Origin of the sequence: Paraflavisolibacter caeni, assembly GCF_025628885.1 — a bacterium.
GTDB classification, from domain to species: Bacteria; Bacteroidota; Bacteroidia; order Chitinophagales; family Chitinophagaceae; genus Flavisolibacter; species Flavisolibacter caeni.
In genome coordinates, this window is record NZ_JAOTIF010000002.1 from 46,206 (window position 1) to 65,063 (window position 18,858).

At 41.3% G+C, this 18,858-nt stretch carries 14 protein-coding genes; 9 read left to right on the plus strand and 5 right to left on the minus strand.

The features are described 5' to 3' along the window. The first annotated feature begins 45 nt into the window (after nt 1–45). The 3 genes from OCK74_RS04295 to OCK74_RS04305 all read left to right on the plus strand — a co-directional run bounded on the left by OCK74_RS04295 (nt 46) and on the right by OCK74_RS04305 (nt 3,097). Nucleotides 46–1,143: a sensor histidine kinase gene (locus OCK74_RS04295; RefSeq protein ID WP_279295767.1), complete on the plus strand. Its 1,098-nt coding sequence runs from the start codon at nt 46–48 to the stop codon at nt 1,141–1,143. A 70-nt stretch (nt 1,144–1,213) separates the two neighbouring features. Further along, nucleotides 1,214–1,909 (plus strand): LytR/AlgR family response regulator transcription factor, encoded by a 696-nt coding sequence (locus OCK74_RS04300; protein ID WP_279295768.1) that lies wholly within the window; start codon nt 1,214–1,216, stop codon nt 1,907–1,909. A gap of 273 nt (nt 1,910–2,182) precedes the next feature. Beyond that, a complete protein-coding gene (locus OCK74_RS04305) occupies nt 2,183–3,097 on the plus strand; it encodes a PepSY-like domain-containing protein (protein ID WP_279295769.1) in 915 nt (304 codons plus the stop codon). A gap of 464 nt (nt 3,098–3,561) precedes the next feature. On the opposite strand, the gene OCK74_RS04310 is transcribed toward OCK74_RS04305, so the two are convergent. Continuing rightward, entirely contained in the window at nt 3,562–3,975 is a 414-nt protein-coding gene (locus tag OCK74_RS04310; protein ID WP_279295770.1) for a DUF6515 family protein, read from the minus strand. Nucleotides 3,976–4,258: 283 nt separating this feature from the next. Further along, a complete protein-coding gene (locus tag OCK74_RS04315; RefSeq protein ID WP_279295771.1) occupies nt 4,259–6,388 on the minus strand; it encodes a M43 family zinc metalloprotease in 2,130 nt (709 codons plus the stop codon). 409 nt (nt 6,389–6,797) lie between these two features. Here OCK74_RS04315 and OCK74_RS04320 point away from each other — a divergent pair, with 409 nt between their 5' ends. Together OCK74_RS04320 and OCK74_RS04325 are read left to right on the plus strand one after the other, a co-directional pair. Next, nucleotides 6,798–8,717, plus strand: a complete 1,920-nt coding sequence (locus OCK74_RS04320) for a T9SS type B sorting domain-containing protein (protein ID WP_279295772.1) — start codon at nt 6,798–6,800, stop codon at nt 8,715–8,717. A 78-nt stretch (nt 8,718–8,795) separates the two neighbouring features. Beyond that, on the plus strand, nt 8,796–9,815 hold the full coding sequence (locus tag OCK74_RS04325; RefSeq protein WP_279295773.1) for a PorP/SprF family type IX secretion system membrane protein: 1,020 nt from the start codon (nt 8,796–8,798) through the stop codon (nt 9,813–9,815). Between the two features lie 71 nt (nt 9,816–9,886). On the opposite strand, the gene OCK74_RS04330 is transcribed toward OCK74_RS04325, so the two are convergent. From OCK74_RS04330 to OCK74_RS04340, 3 genes are read right to left on the minus strand one after another with little or no spacing between them, the layout of a single operon-like run. Further along, nucleotides 9,887–10,579 carry a LytR/AlgR family response regulator transcription factor gene (locus OCK74_RS04330; RefSeq protein ID WP_279295774.1) on the minus strand — a complete coding sequence of 231 codons (693 nt, stop codon included), beginning with the start codon at nt 10,577–10,579 and terminating at the stop codon, nt 9,887–9,889. Continuing rightward, nucleotides 10,560–11,759: a sensor histidine kinase gene (locus tag OCK74_RS04335; protein ID WP_279295775.1), complete on the minus strand. Its 1,200-nt coding sequence runs from the start codon at nt 11,757–11,759 to the stop codon at nt 10,560–10,562. Before OCK74_RS04335 ends, OCK74_RS04330 begins: the two co-directional genes overlap by 20 nt. After that, complete coding sequence (locus OCK74_RS04340) at nt 11,734–12,738, minus strand: Kelch repeat-containing protein (protein ID WP_279295776.1); 1,005 nt, start codon at nt 12,736–12,738, stop codon at nt 11,734–11,736. The genes OCK74_RS04335 and OCK74_RS04340 overlap by 26 nt, the downstream gene beginning before the upstream one ends. A 309-nt stretch (nt 12,739–13,047) precedes the next feature. Here OCK74_RS04340 and OCK74_RS04345 point away from each other — a divergent pair, with 309 nt between their 5' ends. The 4 genes from OCK74_RS04345 (at nt 13,048) to OCK74_RS04360 (ending at nt 18,772) form a co-directional block, all read left to right on the plus strand. Continuing rightward, the gene (locus OCK74_RS04345; RefSeq protein ID WP_279295777.1) at nt 13,048–14,376 is read left to right on the plus strand and encodes a DUF4270 family protein; all 1,329 of its coding nucleotides are present in this window, start codon (nt 13,048–13,050) and stop codon (nt 14,374–14,376) included. Nucleotides 14,377–14,380: 4 nt separating this feature from the next. Further along, on the plus strand, nt 14,381–15,643 hold the full coding sequence (bamG, locus tag OCK74_RS04350) for a BamG family beta-barrel-assembly machinery protein (protein ID WP_279295778.1): 1,263 nt from the start codon (nt 14,381–14,383) through the stop codon (nt 15,641–15,643). Nucleotides 15,644–15,684: 41 nt separating this feature from the next. Next, nucleotides 15,685–16,026 carry an SRPBCC family protein gene (locus tag OCK74_RS04355; RefSeq protein ID WP_279295779.1) on the plus strand — a complete coding sequence of 114 codons (342 nt, stop codon included), beginning with the start codon at nt 15,685–15,687 and terminating at the stop codon, nt 16,024–16,026. A gap of 292 nt (nt 16,027–16,318) precedes the next feature. Next, a complete protein-coding gene (locus OCK74_RS04360; protein WP_279295780.1) occupies nt 16,319–18,772 on the plus strand; it encodes a hypothetical protein in 2,454 nt (817 codons plus the stop codon). Nucleotides 18,773–18,858 lie beyond the last annotated feature (86 nt).

The following is an 18,858-nucleotide window of genomic DNA, read 5'->3' on the forward strand; positions in this document are numbered from 1 at the left end:
TCATATTTCCAAATTGGCTAATTTGCTCATCATCACAGTTTTTCTATGTATTCATCAAAAGCAGGCGGAATCCTGGTTCATTTTATTGCATGGCTGTTGTTTATTAGCCTGATAGTCGGCTTTGTTTCCTTTTCAAGGCGGGGTATTTATGTGTCGCCTGACTTCTTAAGTGTGCCTTATATTTCTTTTTTTGCTGTTTATATAGCCTTGTTTTACCTCAATTACAGTTTGTTGATTCCTCAACTATATCTGAAGAAAAAATATGCCTATTATTTTGCTGTTGCAGCTGTGCTGCTTTTGGTAATTTATTTTCTAAGGCCCTTCGAACAGATTATGATGCACAACAGGCCAAGGTTTGAACAAATGCCAGGCCCCCCATCATTCAGGGAAGGTATCCCCCCTTCACCAGGATTTCGTTTTCCCCAACAGCCTTTTCATGCCCAACGGCCATTTCGTATTGATATAGTGAGCATCATCTTGTTTGTGATGATATGGTCTCTGGGTATGGCTTTACAAATAGTAAAACAATGGCGCTACACAGAGCAGAGGGCAACCCTGGCCGAAGCAGAAAAGGCTACAGCAGAATTATCCTTTTTAAAAGCCCAGATCCACCCGCATTTTTTATTCAATACATTAAACAACATCTATTCAATGGCAGTCTTAAAAAGTGAACATACCCCTGCCGCCATCTTAAAACTTTCCAATATAATGCGTTATGTCACTGATGAAGTAAAGAGAAACTTCGTTCCTTTGGAAAAGGAAGTAGCCTACATTAGTGATTATATCGACCTGCAACGCCTGCGCTTAAGCAATAAGGTGCAGTTAGACTTCTCAGTAACTGGCAATATAGAAGGGAAACAAATCGCTCCCCTGATCTTGATGACGTTTGTTGAAAATGTTTTCAAATATGGAATTAGTAATCATGAACCAGCAGTAATTAAGATACAAATTGCAGTAGAGAAAAATGCGATCGTCTTCTTCTGTCAGAATAGAATTCCCCGGTCGCAGAATAAGACAGAAAGTACTGGTATCGGCATCAGCAATACAAGAAAACGCCTGGAGCATTTGTATCCCGGAAAGCATTCATTAACAATTTATAACGCAAACGAACAGTATACTGTGCAATTGACTTTGCAGGTCTAGATCGCAAACTTTCACACATCTTTACAATAATAATAACAATAGAAAATATACCAAAAACATTTATGAATGTATGCAGATCAAATGTGTAGCAATTGATGACGAGCCCTTGGCATTAGAACTCTTAAAAGAGTACATTGCCCGCTTTCCATTCTTGAAACTGGTTCATGCATTTGATGATCCGCTTGCTGGTTCTGAATTCTTAAGGGCTCATCCTGTAGAACTGCTCTTCGTTGATATCAATATGCCGGATATCTCTGGTATCAACCTGGTGAAATCATTGTCAGATAAGCCCATTGTAATATTCACAACAGCTCATAAGGAGTTTGCTCATGAAGGCTATGAATTGGATGCTCTGGATTACCTGTTGAAGCCCATTCAGCCTGAACGCTTTGAGAAAGCTGTGAATAAAGTTTTAGCATACTTTCAATATATGCAGAAGGCAAAGGCTAACACCGATGATGCTCTATTTGTCCGGTCAGAATATCAATTAATAAAGATCGGCCTCGATGAAATTGAATACATAGAAAGTGTAGATGATTACCTGAAAATTCATCGCTCTGGTGCCCGCCCCGTAATGACATTGATGACACTGAAAGCCATCCTGGAAAAACTTCCTGATAGCCGTTTTAAACGCATCCATCGTAGCTATGTTGTCCCTCTGTCCAAAATAAAATCCCTAGCCAACAGGAAAGTTCAACTCGCATCAGCAGAACTCCCCATCAGCGACCGTTACGCCTCCTTCATTAAAGACTGGAAAACCCGCTAACCCCCAACCTCCACCTTCCTTCTATCATCTATCATCATCCCCACTCTCCCCATTCTACATTCGTCATTCGAATCATTCCCTCCATTCCCCGGTACATTCCGCCCATTCACCGGTACTTTAACTTTTTCATTAAACTTAACATGCGTTCCTCAGTCCATAGAACTCTGAATATTATTGGCAAGTGATGATCAATTTTATGCTTATGGTCCAATTTTAAAGCCTGTTCATTTCAACTCTCAATTAATTACTTAAAACTTTTAATTTTTATATTGTATGAAGATTCAACAAAGATTGAAGGGATCATTCTATGCCCTCTCCGCCTTAGTTATTGCAATAACTTCCTGCTCAAAGGAAGTAGATAATGGCTCCGCAGAATTCAATACATCTGATGCGATTGCTGTGCTCGCTAGTGAGTCGGCTTCTGTTTCAAGTACGTTGCGTACTGCTGCTGATTCTGTTTATATCATGCAGTCATGTGCCCGTGGCGAAAAAAGAGAGATTGTGGCAGAAGCTGATTTACCTGCCGGTATAACAGATTACTTGACAGCCAACTATTCGGGATGCTCCTTCAATAAAGCTTTTGCCATTAAGAGTAGCGACCTGGCAACTACAGGTTATGTAGTGGTCATTTATTACAATGATAAACCTGTAGGCCTTCAGTTCGACGTGAATGGAACATTTGTGAAGGTTTTGGAACAACGTGAGAAAGGAGATTTCCATGGACGTGGCTGGCATCTCGGTGGTCGTTTTGAGGAACGTGAAGGCAAACATAGAGACACTGTTGCTTTGTCTGCTTTGCCATCTGCTGTTACAAGCTACATTTCTACAAACTATGCAGGCGACACGTTGGTAAAAGCTTTCAAAAACAGGGACAGCAGCTTGGTAGTGATCACAAAGAACAATGGACTGTATGCTTCTGTTTTTAATTCAGGCAATATTTTCCAAAGTAGGATACAACTGCCCGCTAAAGGTGGTAAACATCAGGATGTTGCTCAATCAGCATTGCCGGCAACAGCGCTAACTTACCTGGAAACAACTTATCCCAATTATGTTTTCAATAAAGCATTTTCAATTACTATAGGAGGAAGCTTGAAGGGGTACATTGTACTACTGGATGCCAATAGTACCAAATATGCTATCTCGTTTGATACTTCTGGCAACTTTCTGCAGGCTAAGACAATCTATTGACAATTTTCTCATGTGGTCTTATACGCCCCGTAGCCTCCCTGCGGGGCTTTTTAATTTTCCATTACTCCTTGACCGCACACTGCGTCCTTTGCTTTAGATCCTCCATCTCCTAATAATTTGATAAAACGCTCTCTTGACTGAAGAAGTCCGCTCTACGTCTTTTTTTGAATTCCTTTTTGTATTATCTTTATAGCTCACCAAAAAAAAGGAGGTATTCATGACATCTACAGATTATTCATGGAAACCTTCGGTTAGTATCGCCTAACCGGGTTGCTCCATCCAAATATCTGATTACGCCCATAAAGCGTAAAGCCAGTAAGTATACTTACTGGCTTTCTTTGTTTTGAGCCCTGAAGCTTTCAATATGATCCGTTCTTTCCCTTTATATTCATTTAATTTATGACCTACACACTTGTGCGTTGATGCTCCCTTTAGGGGCCGGGGGGGTGGTTGGGTAGGATGTGCTACGAGCTCTGAGGAACTCCCACTACTTCATAATCACGCTCATGTTCGGCTCTTCTGTAAAATATTCCATTAGAATAATAGAAAACATCGCTACCCATATATATCGGGCGATATCCCCTCGGAAGTACCGATACGCGTATCCCTAATGGTGGTGCAACAACTTGTATAGATGATCCGTAAGGTCTGTAATAATAGCCATAGTCGTAATAATATGGATACCCTCTGTATGGTGGAGTTACATAACGGGGATGATAGTCATACACGACCCTTTGTACCCGCACGGGATAGGGAGGACGGCAGTAATAATAATCCCTGTCATAATATTTGTAATTTCTTTGTGCCTCGGCTGTGGAAGTGTTGAAGATGCCAACACAAAGCAGAAAAGCAAACAAGGCAGGATCAGCAATTTTCATAAGTGTAGTTTTATGATCCGTTGTATAAATTTATTCAATATTATTTTCAATTTATTCTTTGCATAAATGATAACATCACTTTTAAAATTTTACAAAAACATAAATAAAAAGCACAAGGACTCTGGCTCGATAACCTGTCCTTGTGCTTTAGTGAAACGGACTAAGCATAGTCCTAACCAACAATAAACAAAATGAAACCCATTTAATACTTGCAAATCGTCAATTCCCTCCCTTTCGCCTTTATTCGTCATTTATCTATCTCTCTTTCCATTCGTCATTCAAATCATTCCATCATTACCTTCTTCACCAATGTCCTGTCTGTAAACACAACCTTTACTATATATATGCCCTTCGCTAGCCTGCTTAGATCAAACTGGTAATGATTGTTAGGATTTTGGGTAACTGTTTGTTGGACAACTACTTGCCCCGCAGCATTGTAAATCGCAATACCTCTGAGATTGGTCGGCTGTGGGTAGAAGTCTACGTTAATGATCCCCGTAGTAGAAGGATTAGGACTAACCAGAAATCCATCTTTCTTTAAATATGGATTTACAGTAACCTTATTCAAATTAATATCATCAATGTAAACATTGTTCTCCCATTCTGTTGTATTGGCAATAGCGAGCATTACATTTCCATAAGGAATGTAGTCTGTTAAGTTAACAGAGTCTTTTCGCCATTCATCACTGCTTGGGATAAATGAATTCTGAACTGGCGTTTTAGTGGTAGCCAGGCTGGATCCCCACTTTTTATATAGACTCTTATAACTATTACTACAGTCTGTACTGACCAGCACTTCCAATGTATCCCATACGTTACTTGTTGTTGTCAGTGTTGTCTGTACTGCAGCTGCTAACTGGAAACTCAGGAAAGCTGAATCAGCGCCAGACAGGTCGATAAGAGGTAACCGGATAAGGTCCTTCTGGCCATTTTGTTCATAATTGAAGTTTTGAACCACAACGGATGCCGTACCTGTTTTAGCCGCATCGGTGGTTTTTTGCCATGTGTAGGATTTATCCGGGTTAACAATATCCCAGCCGGCAGGAGGGAATATTTTACCTTCAAAGCTTTCAGTTACTTTAGTAACTGGATAGTAAAATTCAACGATCTGTGTCAGTGTATCGTTTTCATGATTCTCATCTTCAGTACCATTGATACCAGAGATATAAATTTTCAGTGAATGACTGCCTTCCGGCACTATTATTTCTGGCAAACTGATCGTGTTGGCAACATTATATACTAAGTTTTGAGTGAAAGATGTAGTTTGCGGTGCTTCGTTATTTAGCTGTAAAGAAACGCTGAAAGAAGTAATGGCTTCTATGCCTTTGTTCTTAATAATAACCTTAGGCGTAAAAGTATTGGCGCAAATACGTGTCGCCGGTTGTGTGATACTTACGAGCATGGCGTCCTTGTTTTTCTGAACGACAGGAACACATCCGTTTGAGGAAAGAAGCGATGATCGGTAATTGATTAACGATGTCTCAATACGCGCAACCTGGTTGGCTGTAAACATCACCATACAATCATCATTGGTATAATCCATATAATTCTGGTACATAATGCCGGGTGAGGTTGTTGTGCATTGATCTGTTTTTATTCCTGATGGGCAGCCGGTTGTTTCACTTCTCTGGTTAGGTGTATCATCTACATCGTCCGATCCAGTACAGGCTCCATCATCATCTCCCCAAATGTGATATAAATCAAAATAATGGCCTGTTTCATGCACCAGCGTTTTCCCTCTGTTATATCCTGATGCACTGCCGCCTGGAAGAGTAGTATAATCAATGACAACTCCTTGGGCAACTGCTGATGAAGTTTCTGGAAAAGTGGAATATCCAAGAACACCGTTCGACAACCGGCAGATCCAAATATTCAGGTACTTTGCCGTATTCCATGAATCTGCACCACCGCTCGAACTGTACTTCACATCTTCACTCACAGTAAAGGATGTTTTACCAGCAGTATAACGTACGATACCGCTGGTGGGGTCGCCTTCTGGTGTTCGTTGTGCAAGGCAAAAACGGATGGAACTGTGACCAAATAGACTTTTGAAGTAAGAAGGAATTTTAACTGAATCTGCATTACTACCACCGAAAGTCTTGTTCAATGTATCTAGTTGCGACTTTATTTGGGCGTCTGTAACTGTATTTTGATTTTGCAGTACAACATGGAAAACCACTGGAATGGTATATGTACCTTCCATTTCTGTTCGCAACTGGCTACGCAATTTCAGGTTCACTTTTGTCTGAAGCAAGGCCCTGCGATCAGCAAACTTCTTTTGGAGGGTAGGAGCTTTCTTTATGTTAGCTGTCAATACATCCATCGTTGCACAACTGCGCGTTTGTGCTGGGCTTTGCAGGTAAAGCAGGTGAAATAATAAAAGCAAAAAGCAGGATAGATGTAAAGCTCTCATAAGTAAAGTTTGAGCAAGTCTATTGGTTTAGTTGTTTTGAACGTTTTAATGGTGTTTTAAAATCGGCTAAAAGCTTCCTGGTTCGTATGAGTGATCATTATAAATCGACAGGTGAAAGTGGTAAGCTGCCGGTAAATAGGATTCTGAATGCTTACTTACCGGTGACTCAATTGAACTGTGATCAATCGCTTTCAATAAACTTTGTGACAAAGCCAGGGCCCTTGGGTTTATTGCTATATGGGTTTTATAGACAGATTGCTCCCTTTTATAGACAAACGCTCTCTTCGCTCATGCTACATTCCCAAAACTTCATCCCCAAATCCTATCATCTCACCTTCCCAATTTTCACCTTCCTGATTCTGCGAATAATTGAATAGTTTTAGCAGATTGAATTCATATTGCAAGCCTTATGATGCGGATCTTATCTATAAAACTGCTTATGCTTTTTTCTTTCACTTTCATGATGATGCCATCAAAGGCACAACTATGCAATGGTAGCTTGGGAGATCCTGTTGTGAATATCACATTTGGTTCAGGCCCAAATCCCGGCCAGCCGCTAAAAGCAGCTACCACCAGTTATTCTTTTCTTGCAGCAGATTGCCCAAACGATGGATATTATACCATAGAGAATAGAACCACTAACTGTTATAATAATACTTGGTACAGTTTAACCGCCGATCATACAGGCGATCCAAATGGCTATTTTATGCTGGTGAATGCTTCCTATCAGCCAGGCGCATTCTATTTGGATACGGTAAAAGGTTTATGTGGCGGCATTACTTATGAATTTGCAGCCTGGATCCTTAATTTGGTGAAATCAGACGCAAGCATTCGGCCCAATATTACTTTTTCTATTGAAACGACCTCTGGCACTGTGCTGCAATCTTACAATACCGGTGAAATACTGGCAAGTTCATCTCCCCAATGGAAACAATACGGTTTCTATTTTACAACACCTGTCAATGCTCCGCAAATTGTGCTGCGCATGGTAAATAATGCTCAGGGCGGCATCGGTAATGACGTGGCTTTAGACGACATTACCTTCCGGCCTTGTGGTCCTAAACTGACAGTCCAAATGAACGGAGGCACTACCTCTAAAGAGGTCTGCCAGGGAGACAAAACTTCTTTTGCCTTCAGTAGCTCAATTACTGGCAGTTACAACAACCCTTCCTATCAATGGCAGGTCAGCAAGGATAAGGGCGTTTCCTGGACAGATATCGCCGGTGCTACTGGTACTTCTTACAACCGCTTGCCTACTGATACAGGCGCTTATTTGTATCGTCTGGCTGTAGCAGAAGGCGATAATATCTCTTCTCTGAAATGCCGTGTAGCATCCAATGTACTATCCATCAATGTGCAGCCTAATCCTGACCCGAAGATTTCTAGCAATAATCCCGGCTGTACTGGTGATACATTGCGCCTTTTAGCCGCCAGTGGCGGTGCTACCTACCTGTGGACCGGTCCCAATGGATTTACTAGTAATCTGCAAAACCCGGTGATCAATAAAATAACGCTTGCCAATAAGGGAAGTTACTTCGTCGCACTCACAGATGCGCTGGGATGCAGAAATCGGGACTCAATAGACATATCGTTTATTGTATCTCCGGTAGCAAATGCAGGGGCTGATGTGGCCATCTGCGAAGGCGCTTCTACTTCCCTGCAGGGCAGCGGTGGTGGTACATATGCCTGGAAACCTGTAAACGCTGTTGCAAATCCTAATAGTGTCACCACAATAGCTACACCTTCCGACACTACTTCTTACATTCTTACTGTAAGCAGTGGTGGTTGCAAAGGCTATGATACAGTAACTGTTTTTGTTTGGAAAAAACCTGTTGCTAATGCTGGTCCTGACCAGGTGATTTATGAAGGCAATACCGTTCAACTGTCCGGCGCAGCAGGTGGAACAGCCGTGTCGTATTCATGGTCTCCTGCTAATAACATGAACAACAACAACATCCTCAATCCGGTGGTCTCTCCAACAAATGATTATACCTATTCACTCAATGTGTCTTCTACCCTTGGATGCGGCACGGCTAGTGACAATGTCTTCATACGCGTATATAAAAAGATCACCATCCCTAATGTGTTTTCTCCCAACGGAGATGGCATCAATGATACATGGAACATCGCGCAACTGAATACATATCCTGAGGCAGATATAGCTGTCTTTAATCGCTATGGACAGAAAGTTTACGAAAGCACCGGCTATGCAACAGAGTGGAACGGAAAGTACAATGGAAAACCTTTACCTGTGGGCACTTATTACTACGTCATCGACCTGAAAAATGGATTAAAACCTTTCTCCGGTTGGGTGATGATCGTAAAATAAGTGGTACCTTTTCACCATTCACCATTGACCATTAAAACTTGTCCGCCTCTGGCGGATTCACCACAAACAAGCCCCGGCATGAACAAATTCTTTACACTATCCATTATACTTTGTTGCGCACTGAACTGCTTTGCACAACAGAAGCCTCATTATACCCAGTACGTCTTGAATCAATACATCATCAATCCAGCTTTATCAGGTATTGAAAATTACGTGGATATCAAAATAAGCCACCGCCACCAATGGGCCGGCATCAATGGTTCACCGGTAACCACTTATGCGTCCGTGCAGGGACCGATTGGTAAAAATGATTACCGTACTACAGCTACTTCCTTTGATGTTCCTGGTGAAAATCCTCGTGGTCAGCGATACTGGGAAACTTATACAGCAGCAGAACCTCACCATGGTGTAGGAGTGCAGGTGTTGAACGACGTGACTGGGGCCTTGCGCAATACAGCTATTTACGGTACTTATGCTTACCATCTTGGCTTAAGTCCTCGCACTTCATTGGCTGCTGGATTTGGTGTAGGCGCCAGTAGGTATAGTCTGGATGCCTCTAAGCTGGATTTCGGTTCTGTTTCCGTTGATCCTGCAGTTGCTTCCAGTGATGTGCTGAACAAAACAAACCTTGATCTGACTGCCGGTCTTTACTTGTATTCCGCGGACTATTTCGCAGGTCTTTCCGCCCAGCAGATCATCCCTTCTAAACTCGACTTTTCCAACAATACCGTTACTACTTCAACCGGTAGAACAGTACCTCACTTGTTTGCAACTGCAGGCAGGCGCTTTTTGATCGGTGAAGACTTCAACCTGGTTCCCTCATTGATGTTGAAATATGTACAGCCCTTGCCGGTCCAGGTAGAAACCAATCTTAAACTTCAATATCAGAATTCCTTATGGCTTGGTGCCAGTTACCGGCACAAGGATGGCTATGCTGGAATGTTTGGTTTCAACGTTTTCAATACGTTCAACATTAGCTATGCCTACGACCACACCACCTCCAATTTAAATACCTATAGCAAAGGCACGCACGAACTCCTCATTGGCTTCATCATTGGCAATAAATACAGCGATTCCTGTCCCCGCAACGTCTGGTAAATGTTAGCTTCACGTTCTAATTTATCCCAGTCCCTCTTCACTCACCATTCACCATTGCCCATTCACCCATCCTACTGCTGTATCAACGCAAACAACCTGTCCCTGTAATGATCACTCACAGGCATTGTATGACCGCCAATGGTTACTACTTTTTTGGTAATGGTATTCAACTTGTCTATAGCTACCATATAAGAACGGTGAATACGTACAAATTCATTCTTGGGAAGGAAATCTTCGAAGTACTTCATGTTTTGAAGGATCAGGAAAGGGTTCTGTATACCCGCTAAATAGATTTTGGTATAATCCTTCAACCCTTCCAGGTATAAAATATCCTTATAAAAGATCTTGTGGATCTTATGCGATGCGTTGATGAAGAAATACTCCTTATTGCCTGTTGTTTTATTGTTTTTGAAGTCAATGTAATCTTTAGCCCTGTTAACGGCCGTAACAAAACGCTCAAAAGAGATGGGCTTTAGAAGATAATCAACAGCATCTAGCTCAAAGCCTTCAATTGCATACTCACTAAAAGCCGTGGTAAAGATTACTTCAGGTTTTTTACTAAGTGTTTTAAAGAACTCTATACCTGATATGTCAGGCATTTGAATATCCAGGAACAGGAGATCAATGTTGTTCTGGTTCATATAAGGCAGAGCCAGTAGGGGCTCGTTGCATTTGGCTACGAGGTTTAAAAATGGAATCTTGCTGATGAAAGTCTCCATCAGGTCAAGTGCCAGGGGCTCATCATCAATAACGAGACAATTCATCACGGCTTAAATTAATTTTGAGGTTCACGGCAAACAATTGTTTATCCTGCTCAATATCCAGCCAGTAGTTTCCGGCATACATAAGTTCCAGTCTTCTCTTCGCGTTTTGCAAACCTACGCCTCCGGTTTCAGATTTTTGCCCTTGTAATACAGGATTGGACACAAAAAGCGTTAAGTTTTTATCAAAAACTTCTATAGTTATGTGGATTGACGATGCATTTGTGTAACTGATGCCATGCTTAAATACATTTTCTACAAAAGTACTTAGCAGCATGGGGGCAATGGTAAGGCCTTGTAAATCACCTTTTACTTCATAGTTGATCATTACTTTATCCGACAGACGTAATCGCTGCAACTGGATATAACTGTCCAGGTAATGTATGTCCTTTTTCAATGGGATCTTTTCAGCAGTAGCATCATAGATCATGTAACGCATGATTTCAGATAACTTTAAAACTGCTTGCTGTGTTTTTTCAGAACTATGGTGCGCCAGCGAATAAATACTGTTCAAAGTATTGAACAGGAAATGGGGGTTGATCTGCGATTTTAACTGGTTGATCTCTGCTTTCAATGTTGCATTTTCCAACGCCTTTTTTTCATCTGAAGTCTTGATAAACGAAAAAAATAGGTGAATAAAGCCGCTGAAAAAAGTGAGCATGAATGTAAAAGAAAGCACATTCCGGAGCAGCATAAAGAAAATGCCCGCAGGCACACCCGCAATCATTACCTCTGGTTGCCATCGCATCTCCCCAATTTTTTCAAACAGCATTCGCCGGCGGTTGGATCCTCCTTCAAACATTCCATTCCTGAAGTAGTTGTCATAAATATAATGCTCTACAATCAGGTGTTGTGCCAGCAGAAAGAGAATACATGTAATCAGCAGGACAAAATAAGCTAAATGCTTCTTGCTGATAAAGAATCTGGGAATTAAATAGTAATGATTGAAATAAAAGAACCCGATAACGAATAGTTTATCAAGCACCTGTTTGTAAATAAACCAGGGACTGCTGAATCGGAGCGGGTAAAACAGTAAGGGAAGACAAAGAAAAGTCAGCCAGCCAATAATATGAATAAAAACTACCCATATAAATTGAAGCCGGCTGCTGATCTTTTTAAATCCGAACACATGATAAAAAAGGTCTGAAGCCTTTCGCTTAATCGTCGGTGTCTTGCTCCTCATCAGGGTGAAGTTCATACATATTATCAAACGATAAAGTGCCACTTCTTCCGGTAAGCACAAAGCCCCTTTCATTCATACTGAATGCAACGGCCCCTGTTCTTGCTGTTCCTTCAAATGCTGTCTTTTGTTTCCACTGATCAGTAGAATAATTATATTCCCAGGTAGTCGACAGCATAGAACCAATCTCCCCTGTAGTAACATATGCATGGTCATTCATGACGAATGCTACACCATTATAACGTTGGATGGAATAATCATCATCATAATCGTCGTCGCTTACATTAGAGATCTTATTTTTCTGGGTCCATGTATCCGTTGTGGCATCATACATCCATAGGTCATTCAGGGAGCTTCCGTTATTGTTACCGGAGCATACATAGGCATTGTTGTTTAGCACGAAAGCCATAGCTGCAGACCTTTTAGTTCCTCCCAGGCTGGCCTTTTGCGTCCAGGCATCTTTAGTCGCATCATATTCCCACAAATCTTTTAAATAATTACCATCATAACCAGAGCAGATGTAGCCTTTATTATTGAGACTGAAAGCTACTGCATCATATCGCGCTGTACCTGGAAAATTTGCTTTTTGTGTCCACACGTTAGTAGCAGGGTCATATTCCCAAATATCATTGAGCCTATTGCTGCCATCATACCCGGTTCCTACATATCCTTTCCCATTGATGACAAAGGCAACTGCGGAACTTCTGGCATTACCTGGAAAGTCTGCCTTCTTGGTCCAGTATTTCTTGTCAAGATCGTATTCCCATAAATCGGCAAAACGCTCCCTGTCTGTTGTGCCCGTGGCTAAATAAGTCTTATTGCCAATTGTAAATGTAACAGCCTCACTACGGGCGTTACCATCAAAATCGGAACTTGTTACCCAGTTTCCTACCACTTCCTCACTCTCAGTAGTTTCTTTGGTACATCCAAATAATAAAAGACTGCTCATTAATGCAGCATAAACAAAAGGTGTTTTTGCCATTCGTATAAAAATTTCCGGCTAAAGTATTAGGCAGTCTGTGAAACATGCTCTTAAAATATACAAAACACTATTTTGTCTAGACAAGTAGTCTATTGATATCTATTGGTTCCTTTCAGTCGCTTAAAAGCTATGTGAAATCAGCAATTGTCAACCCCATTTTCAAGTTCCTAAATTTTCAAGTTCCTAAATTCCCACATTGTCTGCAAATTCTTCTGCCTTGTATATTTTTTTTCAGCACTAATCTAGTATAACAACTTAGCTGCACTACGTGCTAATACTTTGCACCCTCAATTCATTAAACACTTGTTCATGAACATGAAATATGGAAAACTCCTGCTGCTTGTTTGTATACTCTCTGTGATATTTTCTTCGTGCTATAAGAAAGACATTCAATTCGGTACAGACTTGGGCGAAACCTATACAAACCTTCTTCAAATCGATACGGTAGGTGTGGAAATGTCAACCGTGCTGCTGGATTCATTTGAAACAACCGCACCTTCATCATTCCTGCTGGGTAGGTACAAAGACGAAGTTTTTGGTGTAGTGGCTGCCAGGCCTTTTTTTCAAATTGGACTTCCATCAGATGTAACCATGGAAACCGGCGCAGTATATGATTCACTAGTCTTCTTTTGCAAGACCAATCAATATTATTATGGCGACACGACCCAAAGCATGACCATATCTGTAAATGAATTGTCAGAAAACCTGGAGTATTCTTACTCGGATGAGTTTTACAATACAACCAGCATAGCTCAAAAGCCAGTGCCTTTAGGTACAAAAACACTGAACGTAAGGCCGGTGAAAGACACCATGATTACCATAAGGCTGAATGATGCTAAAGGCCTGGAACTATTCAATAAACTGGTGCAAAAGAGTGATGAAATACAAAGTTCAGATGCTTTCATAGCCTATTTTAAAGGTATTGCACTTGGATTGGGCTCAAATGATAACGCTGTGATCTACGGCCTGAAAACTGCAACAGATGCTATAGCCATCAGGCTATATTATCATACCACCACACCCTACCAGGAAGAACACTACAAGGATTTTACATTCCTGTCTAATAACAAGTTTTTCAATCAGGTGCTTACCGATCGCTCCAACACATTGTTGGGAGGTAATGACTTGAAATTCATCGAGATACCGGCTTCTAAAACCAATAATTTGGCTTTTTCACAAACATCCACAGGTACTTTATTGAAGATGACTTTCCCAACGTTAAGAGAGTTACTGAAGATAAGTTCCAATGTTCAATTATTAAATGCAAGTATTGTGCTTCGCGTAGCCGAAGGCTCTTATAATACAGGCACAAGAAATCTTCCCGATTCCTTTTACTTGGCTCAAACAGATGGAAGCAATGCAATAGGTAGTTATGTGATCGATGCCAGTGGTACCAGTATTTTATATGCGGCACCGCAAATGGACCATATATACAACACCAATGCAACTTATACTTTCGACGTTACTGCTTACATCAAAAAAATCTTATCTACCCCTGGTAGTAGTGATAAAGGATTTTTCCTTTTGGAAAACAGTCCGAAAGAAGGTGCCCAGGTGAATAGGGCAATTATAAATGCAGCCAGAAATGGTAGTACAAGCTCACAGTTGATTCTTTCTGTTCTAACCGTAAAAAACTAAATTGATGAAATTTGTCCCTTATTTTACATATACCGCCATTGCTGCCATTTTACTATTGAATAGTTCCCAATCTCTGGCCCAGAGCATGAGCACACCTTATTCCGTATACGGTGTTGGAGACATCGACCCTCGCACGTATAACCACAACATCGGTATGGGATCCACAGGATTGGCACTGAAAACTACCTTGTTCTCATCTGGAAACAACCCAGCTTCGGTCGCAGGCATGCAGCGTAGCTTCTTTATGTTGGAAACCAATGGAACTTTTAAATCTGTCGGCTACAGCGGTAAGGCGATCACAAATGATAATAAATCCAACAGCGACTTTACCATCAAGAAACTTTCCCTTTCTACAAAGCTGAATTCAGTTTGGGCTAGTGGTATTGGATTTAAACAATACAGCAGCGTAAACTATCAGTTTCAGACTACAAAACCTATAGAGGGCTCTGAGCAGAACTATCTGATACAATACAGTGGCGACGGGGGACTGAATAGCTATTATTGGAACAATGCTTTTGCCTTAGGCAAAAATCTTTCATTGGGTGTTACTTCTTCCTTTCTGTCTGGCTCTGTTAACCAGACAGAAACCATTACAGAATCTTCCGGCAACGTGGTCCAAAGCCTTCGAAAAGATTACTACAAACAGTTTCACTTCGACTATGGTTTGATATATACAGCCGCTATTAGTAAAAAGTGGAACCTGGCATTGGGAGGTCGCTTTGCGCAACAAACAAAACTGAATAAAGAACGTTCTCTTACTGTGATTGCTAACAGCGATTCCCTGATCAGCCAGGATGTGATTCAAACCAGTAGCTTTTCATTGCCGCAATCTTATGGCGCTGGGATCGCCTTCTATAACAAAACTGGCACCACCACCTTCGCAGCTGACTATAGTCATGACAATTGGACTTCACTGAATTATAAAGGCTCCGGGTGGAAACTGGTAAACAGTGACAGGTTCTCTGTCGGTGCTGAATTTGCTTCATTTAAACAAACCTTGAACAAAACAGCTCAGAAAAGATCATTTCAACTGGGTGCATTCATCAACAATTCTTACCTCCAGGTTAAAAACTACCAGATCAACGATTACGGTATTACAGCTGGCCTTACTCGTTCATTGAACAATGGCCTGCTCTATACCATCGGCGCAGAAGCTGGGACAAGAGGTACAATAAACTCAAACCTTATTAAAGAAAATTATGTCCAACTCTCACTGACTCTTTCCTTTAGAGATTATTTATTCAGCAAAGGAAGAAAGTATGATTAAATCAGGACAACTACAGCGTATGGGCCAACATGGATCCTCAAATGAAAAAAGAATACAAAGGTACCGACGGAACCGTAGGTTTCGTTTCTGCCTGGGATAGTGAAAAAAGTGATGTTGGTAAAGGCGAGCAGGAAATAAAGAAAATTACAGAAGGTGAAAGAATTGACTTTGAACTGCGATTTATCAAACCTTTCGAATCTACCGAACCTGCCTATATGATCACAGAGCCGGTTTCTGATAGCCAGACGAAAGTAAAATGGGGATTTAGCGGCGAAATGAAATACCCTATGAACCTCATGCTTCTTTGTATGAACATGGAAGAAATGGTGGGTAAAGACCTGGAAACTGGTTTGAATAACTTAAAAAATACATTAGAGAAATAATTCAAACAGCAAGCGAAACTAAAAAGAGACCGCGTTTTAAGACGGTCTCTTTTTCATTTAATAGGCTCTGGGCGCACTTGTTTCATCGCTTCGGGTGGTAAAAATAGCATCAGTATTGGTCAATTTAATAGCAATATTCCTGCTATTTGAATAGGACCTTTATGCCATTATTTATTAAACAAGATCGATCAGCATGTTGTCTATTCTCAATGCTTCCCGAAGGCTTATCCTGATATTAGCGGTTGGTTGTAGCCTCCCAGCCATGGCGCAATTGAATTTACAAACTAAATTCATGAGTGTCAGCATCAACAACAAAGGATTTGTAACATCCATTAAAGACAAACGTACCAATAAGGAATATAGTCCTTCTGGGCGCGCTTCTGCTTTGTTGAGCATGCATGCCAATAAAAAAATCCTGTTGCCTCAATCGGCCCGGTTTAGCCAAACAAAACAGCAAATAGAATTATCTTATCTCAATGGTGCCAAAGCAGTGGTCAAAGTGCAGCTGAAAGACCAATACCTACGCCTGCAGTTGGAATCGCTGACCAACAGGGGTGATATTGACAATATTGTATGGGGACCAATAAATACAACCATTTCACAGACAATTGGAGATATTATCGGTGTTGTGCGTGATGGAAAATTTGCTTTCGGTATGATGGCATTGAACGATATTACAATTTCAGGTCCTCCTACTGAAAGTGATTTGGCAGAAATGTATTATTACATTCATAGTCCCGATCCTGTTAAATATCCCATCGATCCTAAATACAAGGAGGGCCAGCGATTTGGGATTGGCGGAGATGGCCATAGTGATGTGGCCTTTTATTCGCATCCTGAAGAATATTTTAGAATGAATGGCGGCAACGGTGCAATATTAGAACCTGCATTCGGGTCTTCTGTATCCATGCATGCCCGTGATAGGCGAAAACCATATACTTATTTATATTCGCTCCTTCCCGATTTCCCAAATGACGGCCATCCTCGTCATCAGGTTTCCGACACCATGGATGTGGATGTAGTGGGTTCTGCCATTGCACTTTATGGCTGCCCTGATGAGAAAGGCTTGCAGGTTATAGAAGATATTGTGCTGACAGAAGGTCTGCCCCATCCAACCATTGACGGAAAATGGATAAAAGATCCTGCGGCCTATAAGCCAGATATGGCTTGGTCAGGTGTACATGATAGCACCATCAGTTATGCCAGTCAATTAGGATTGAAAGCTATACAGGATGAAGGGCTGGGTGAATATTATGCAAATCCTGCTGATCGATGGGGCGGTAAAAGGATCAATTTTTCCAACAACAGGTTCCAGTCGATAAAGGAATTTACTGACCAAACCAATAATCATGGGATTCGTTATGGATTGCATACGCTTTGCGAGTTTATTCAGCCGCACAGCAGCGATGTGCATCCTGTTCCCAATGATGGGTTGCAAACTGTTTTGCGTACCAGGATCACCAATAATATAGCTCCAACAGATACCATCATAACTGTTGCCGATACTTCCTTCCTGAATGAAAAAGGTACCTGGCACAAAAACGGGACCAATGTGTTGAAAATTGGTAAAGAGTTGCTTACCTACGATGGGGTAACCACTTCCAGGCCTTATACATTGTTGCATGTAAAGCGTGGGCAGTATAAAACACAGGCATTGTCTCATCAGGCAGGCGATGTGATGGGAAAATTGCAGATAAACTGCTATAATGGTTTTGTCCCCGATATGAAGCTGCAACTGGAATATGCCGACTTCTATGCAAAGTTGTTGGTCGATGGAGGTATGGATTATATCGACTTTGATGGATTGGAAAGCTGCATGTATCAAAACCAGGGAAACTATTCATTCAAAAGTTTCTATAGAAGATTATTTGATACGTACCACAAATTAGGTGGAAAGTACCTGCGGGTAATGGGATCTACTATTGTGGAAGGCAACTGGCATTATATGAGTGTATGTAATGTAGGTGGAGGCGATCATATGTTTAGCCCGGTGCTGAACAAGTGGGGGATTGAAGGTAAAGATGTTCGGTATATTTGGGAAAGCAACTATTTGCCCGCCACTTTTGGGATCATTAGTCTTAGCCCTGATTGGAGTGTATATGATGCTGAAAACCTGCAGGCTAAATCAATAGGTTGGAATGCCACTTACATGCTGGGGCTCAGCCAGAATACAGTTGAAAAATGTGCCGAAAAGCAGGCTATCTTCAAGGCTTACCGCACCTGGGAAAATGCAAGAGCTGCCAATGTATTTACAGATGCTCATAAGCAATTGCTCAAAAACCTGGATTACAAATTCCATTTGGAGGAAATAGGCAATGGGGTATTTAATTTGTACCCTATCAGAGAAAGCCGGTTTAGCGTATTTGCCAATCCTGATAGCAGCAAACTATTCAGTGTCCCGAATGAGTTTAAAACACAGTCGCTGCAGTTTGCTGCAAAATTGGTAGGTACCAAAGGGGGCAGTGTTGGAGGCGCCACTATAAAGCTGGATAATAACAATGCAATTACTATTAATGCATCAATTAGTGAAGGGCAATACCTGATTACAGAAAATGGCAAACTTTACCTGGCCGACAGGAATAGAAAGAAATTACAGGAAATCCAGGATATTAAGCTGCCTCTGTTGTCGGCCGGCACCAATAAAATGCAATGGGAATTGCGCTCTGCCAGTCATGCTGACATGAAGTTTGAAGTAGTGATCAGCTCCATGGGAACTGCCCAAAAAATTGGAAATAAGAGAATATAATTCATAGAGCCAAATTAAATATTACAGATCAGCCGGTTAATAATCGTTGCTGGCACTTGAAATAAATAAAAAAGGCAAGCCGCTAC

Bases quoted from the DNA above. Each gene is read 5' to 3' on its own strand.
- OCK74_RS04295 (WP_279295767.1), top strand. From the start codon at position 46: ATGTATTCATCAAAAGCAGGCGGAATCCTGGTTCATTTTATTGCATGG.
- OCK74_RS04300 (WP_279295768.1), top strand. From the start codon at position 1,214: ATGCAGATCAAATGTGTAGCAATTGATGACGAGCCCTTGGCATTAGAA.
- OCK74_RS04305 (WP_279295769.1), top strand. From the start codon at position 2,183: ATGAAGATTCAACAAAGATTGAAGGGATCATTCTATGCCCTCTCCGCC.
- OCK74_RS04310 (WP_279295770.1), bottom strand. From the start codon at position 3,975: ATGAAAATTGCTGATCCTGCCTTGTTTGCTTTTCTGCTTTGTGTTGGC.
- OCK74_RS04315 (WP_279295771.1), bottom strand. From the start codon at position 6,388: ATGAGAGCTTTACATCTATCCTGCTTTTTGCTTTTATTATTTCACCTG.
- OCK74_RS04320 (WP_279295772.1), top strand. From the start codon at position 6,798: ATGATGCGGATCTTATCTATAAAACTGCTTATGCTTTTTTCTTTCACT.
- OCK74_RS04325 (WP_279295773.1), top strand. From the start codon at position 8,796: ATGAACAAATTCTTTACACTATCCATTATACTTTGTTGCGCACTGAAC.
- OCK74_RS04330 (WP_279295774.1), bottom strand. From the start codon at position 10,579: ATGAATTGTCTCGTTATTGATGATGAGCCCCTGGCACTTGACCTGATG.
- OCK74_RS04335 (WP_279295775.1), bottom strand. From the start codon at position 11,759: ATGAGGAGCAAGACACCGACGATTAAGCGAAAGGCTTCAGACCTTTTT.
- OCK74_RS04340 (WP_279295776.1), bottom strand. From the start codon at position 12,738: ATGGCAAAAACACCTTTTGTTTATGCTGCATTAATGAGCAGTCTTTTA.
- OCK74_RS04345 (WP_279295777.1), top strand. From the start codon at position 13,048: ATGAACATGAAATATGGAAAACTCCTGCTGCTTGTTTGTATACTCTCT.
- bamG (WP_279295778.1), top strand. From the start codon at position 14,381: ATGAAATTTGTCCCTTATTTTACATATACCGCCATTGCTGCCATTTTA.
- OCK74_RS04355 (WP_279295779.1), top strand. From the start codon at position 15,685: ATGAAAAAAGAATACAAAGGTACCGACGGAACCGTAGGTTTCGTTTCT.
- OCK74_RS04360 (WP_279295780.1), top strand. From the start codon at position 16,319: ATGAGTGTCAGCATCAACAACAAAGGATTTGTAACATCCATTAAAGAC.